The organism is Candidatus Coatesbacteria bacterium, from assembly GCA_014728225.1.
GTDB lineage: Bacteria > RBG-13-66-14 > RBG-13-66-14 > RBG-13-66-14 > RBG-13-66-14 > WJLX01.
In genome coordinates, this window is the sequence record WJLX01000030.1 from 1 (window position 1) to 2803 (window position 2803).

The 2803-nt window shown below is 70.1% G+C and carries 4 protein-coding genes; all 4 read left to right on the forward strand.

The features are described from left to right. Positions 1–289 precede the first annotated feature (289 nt). Entirely contained in the window at positions 290–829 is a 540-nt protein-coding gene (locus GF399_02475) for a hypothetical protein (protein ID MBD3399179.1), read from the forward strand. Beyond that, complete coding sequence (locus tag GF399_02480) at positions 826–1899, forward strand: hypothetical protein (GenBank protein MBD3399180.1); 1074 nt, start codon at positions 826–828, stop codon at positions 1897–1899. Before GF399_02475 ends, GF399_02480 begins: the two co-directional genes overlap by 4 nt. Before the next feature lie 7 nt (positions 1900–1906). After that, positions 1907–2104: a hypothetical protein gene (locus tag GF399_02485; GenBank protein ID MBD3399181.1), complete on the forward strand. Its 198-nt coding sequence runs from the start codon at positions 1907–1909 to the stop codon at positions 2102–2104. Between the two features lies 1 nt (position 2105). Beyond that, positions 2106–2803: hypothetical protein (locus tag GF399_02490; protein ID MBD3399182.1), on the forward strand; the 698-nt coding region annotated here is incomplete at its 3' end.

Genomic DNA, 2803 nt, shown 5'->3' on the forward strand with positions numbered 1-2803 from the left:
ACCTGCGGCGTGCTGGCCACCAGCAGCCGCGCCGGCGCCGCCCGGGCCCACGAGTACGGCTACGAGCCCGGCGGTATCCCGAAGCGCTCGTACCTCGAGCCGGCTATCCGGGAGGCGATCGACCGGGGAGAGATCATCGGACCTTTCCGCGAGGGCATCGCTCAGAGCATCGCGGGCGGCCGCCCCGTCGCCGGAGTGTAGCGATCCCGGCCCGGCCGGGGTGATTGCCCGTCTGGAGGCTCCGGCCCCGGGAAAACGCTCCTGAGACGCGAAGTGTCGAAAGGTTCACATGATTGCCGAGCTCCTCGAGGCCGTGACCGTGTACCTGCGCGACCAGGGCGTCGCGTCGGGCCGCGTGTACTACGGCGAGCCGGACCCGGATCGCATCAGCGCCGAGGCGCCCCTGGCGTTCGTGCGGCTGCACAGCGGGCCGACCCCGGCCGAGGGCACCAGCGCCGGCGTGATCCTGGGCGACACGACCAGCGGCGACGGCTCGCTGAACCTGACGGTCAGCGCCGGCGTCTACGAGGCCGAGCTCCAGGTGGACCTCTTCGCCGCCCCGCCGCAGGACGGCGGCATGGCCCAGCTCCTCGGTCTGATCGATGACGTGGTCCCGCTGCTCGACGGCGTGGTCCTGGGCGATTCGACCAGCGCCGCCGCCGTCGGCGAGATCGGCCTGTTCTACCAGCACGGCGTGACCTTGACGGGCACGCCGAAGCAGCACCTCAAACACGCGCTCCGCGTGCGGGCGGTTTTCCATCGAATCTCGGCGGAGTCCGCCTGGCCGGCGGACACCATCGACCTGGTGACAGACGACGAGGTGACGTGATGCAAGTAGCGGTGGGCAATGACGGCAAGCGCTGGGTCGTGCCGGACCAGACGGCGGAGCTGCTCCGGCGGCGCGGGGTGCAGACCTCGCCCCTGGAGTACACGCCGTACCGGGGGCAGAGCCTCGACGGCAAGCGGCTGCTGGTGGCGCGCTACGGCGGCGGCGGCGACCTGCTGTTCATCACCGGCCTGGTGCGCGAGCTGAAACGGCGGTGGCCGGGAGCGCGGATCGACGTGATCTGCGACCGCAAGTGGCATTTCATCTGGTCGACCAACCGGGACGTGCAGCGATACATGGCGTACCGGCGGCGCTTCACGGTCGAAGAGATCGAGGAGCATGACTACCTGTTGATCTTCGAAGGCCTGATCGAGGCCGACCCGGCGCCGCGCGGGAACGTCTACGACCTGTTCTACGAACGGGCCGGGATCGACCCGGCGACGGTGCCGCCCGAGAACAAGCGGCCGCACTGGACGCCCGCCCCGGGGGACGCCAAGAAGGCCCGCCGCCTGCTGCGCGAGTTGGGCGTGAAGGACCGGCCGACTGTGGCGGTGCAGTGGCGCTCGAACTCGCCGATACGGACGTACCCTTCCCGGCCGCTCTGGCAGGTGTGCCGGGAGCTGGCCGACGCCGGTTGCGAGGTGCTGATCCTGGGCCGGGACCGTGAGGTGCCGCGCTGGGCGCGGGGAGAGAGCATCCACCGCCTGGCCGAGAACGACGCCCGGATCGAGGTGCTGGCCGCCCTGGTCGGCATGGTGGACTTGCTCGTCGGGCCGGACAGCTTCTTCACCCACCTGGCCGCGGCTGTGGAGACGCCCTCGGTGGCCCTCTACGGCCCGTTCACCGCCGAGAGCCGGGTCAAATACTACCCGCGGTGCACGACGCTGGAGGCGAAGGCGGAATGCGCTCCGTGCTTTATCCACGGGCACCAGCCGTGCCCCAACGCCGCGGTGTCCTCGGGGGCGTGCTGGGCCTCGCTGCCGCCCGGGCTCATCGCCGAGACTTGCCTGGAGGTGCTGAATGGCGGAAGCGAACGGGAACGGCGAGAAGAGCACGCTCAAGCGACTGCTTAGTATCGCCGTGGGCGTCATCGCCGTGTTCTTCAGCGTCATCGCGGCGCTGATCGGGCTGATGTGGGCCGGCCTGGCCGCCGGCCAGGAGAAAAACGCCGCCTCGATCCGCGAGAACGGCGACAAGATCAACAAAAACCGAGAACGGATCATCAGGCTTGAGCTCCTGGACGACCTGCGCTCGTCGGGGCAACTGAAGGAGGAGTGAGATGGCTCTATTCGGGAAAGAGACGCCCCACGTGCGGATCGACGAGCTGCGCTCGACCACGCCGGAGCCCATCGAGGCCGTGGCGGCTGGGGTCGGTGGCTTCGTCATCGACGCCGGGGAAGGCCCCACGGGGGAGGCCCGCTACTGCACGTCGTGGAGCGAGTTCGTGGACCTCTACGGCGGGCTGCGGGCCGACATGGACGGCCCCTGGGAGCTGGCTGGTTACTGGGCCCAGAACCGCAGCCTGCCCGCCCACATCGTCCGCGTGGTCGGCGACGGCGCGGCCAAGGCGGCCGTCACCCTGGCCGACAGCTCGTCGGTCGACACCCTGACCCTGACCGCCTGGGGCGAGGGCGTCTGGGGCAACGAGCTGGACGTGGAGGTCACCGACGCCAGCAGCACCGACGACGAGGACTTCTTCCGGCTCAAGCTGCGCCGCGTCGACACAACGACCGGGGCGACCCGGGAGATCGACTACGGCGACGTGACGATGGACCAGTCTTCCGAGTATTACGCCGTCGACGTCGTCAACGCCTGGGACCAGTGGGCGGTCGCCGGCGACGAGAGCGCCGGTGTCCGGCCCGCCAACACCGGCGGCTGGGAGGAACTGACCGGCGGCCTGGACGGCGACGCTCCGGACGACGACGACTTCATCGGCAGCGATGCCGGCGGCACCCGCACCGGCGGCTACATCCTCGA

Coding starts and splice junctions, on each gene's coding strand:
- GF399_02475 (MBD3399179.1), top strand. CDS start 290: ATGATTGCCGAGCTCCTCGAGGCCGTGACCGTGTACCTGCGCGACCAG.